This is a genomic window from Methylobacterium crusticola (assembly GCF_003574465.1).
GTDB classification, from domain to species: Bacteria; Pseudomonadota; Alphaproteobacteria; order Rhizobiales; family Beijerinckiaceae; genus Methylobacterium; species Methylobacterium crusticola.
On sequence record NZ_QOWC01000476.1, the window covers coordinates 1 to 1173 of the forward strand.

The 1173-nt window shown below is 79.5% G+C and carries 1 protein-coding gene; it reads left to right on the forward strand.

Translation table 11 applies throughout. The features are described 5' to 3' along the window. Positions 1-110: 110 nt before the first annotated feature. Positions 111-1173: hypothetical protein (locus DT057_RS34980; RefSeq protein WP_162501623.1), on the forward strand; the 1063-nt coding region annotated here is incomplete at its 3' end.

The following is a 1173-nucleotide window of genomic DNA, read 5'->3' on the forward strand; positions in this document are numbered from 1 at the left end:
CCCGCGGCCTGACCGCCCCCGCGCGGAGCCGCGCCGGCGCGCCGCCCGCCCGGGCCCTCGCCCGGGACCGCCGGCCGGGCGCCCGGTTTCCAGAACCGCCCGAGGAGGACGTGGACGTGGCGAGCGAGTGGAACCTCGAGGAACGCGACGACGACTGGCTCAAGGGCTGGGCGGTGTCGGACGGCGACCGGGCCGGCGCGCCCGATTCCATCCTGCTGCGGGCGGGCGCGGTCGTCCTCGGCCAGGTGCGCCGCACCGTCGCCCGGGCCGACGTCGACGCGGCGTACGGTGCGCCCGGCGTGGTCAAGGGCTTCCTCGCTCCCGTCGGCGCGCTCCTCCTCCTGGCGCGCCTCGTGCGCGACGCCCCGGCGCCGGTCCTCGCCTTCGCCGACCGGGAGGCGCCGCTCCTGGCGCTGCCCGGGGCGCTCTCGGACGCGGCCCGGGCGCGCGCCCTGCGGCTCTGCGACGAGGAGGCGGCGCCGCTCCGGGTCACCGACCTCTGGTACGCGACCACCCACCTCCTCAAGCTCAGGCTGGAGGGCGCCATCGAGGCGCCCCTGTCCCTGCGCTGCTACCAGCCGCGGCCGGCCGGGGCGGAGCCCGCCGGCCTCGACCTCGTGGGCGACCTCGTGCTGAGCCCGGCCGGCCTCACGGTCGCCGAGGTGCCGCTGCGCGATCCCTACGCGCCGCTGCTGATCGTCGTCCTCGACGCCGAGGACGCGCTCCTCCAGGTCGATCTCCTGCCGTTCCCGAGCCTCTGCCGCGGCGGGGCCCACGCGGCCGAGCTCGCCGCCCGCAGCCGCAGCCGCCACCCGATCGCGGACCTCCAGCTCCTCTCCGACGCCCTCCTGTGGGAGCACGCCGGCTGGCACGAGGCCGAGCCCCGGGCCGTCGGCCGGATCGCGGTCGACCTGCGGGGCGCGACCGGGCACGAGACGATCCTGCGGCCGGCCTTCCGGGCCTGGCTCTCCGCCGTGTTCGATCTCTCCCTCGAGGTCCCGGCGCCGGAGGGCGCCGCCCCCGCGGAGGCGGCCCTGCACGCGGACGTCGCGGCGCGCCTCGCCGCGGGGCGCCCGGGCGGCGCGTCGGGCGCGCTCGTGCTGACGCTCCCGGCCCGGGCCATCCCGACCATCGCCGCCCTCGCGTCCCGCCGCCTCGGCGCGGCAATCGCCG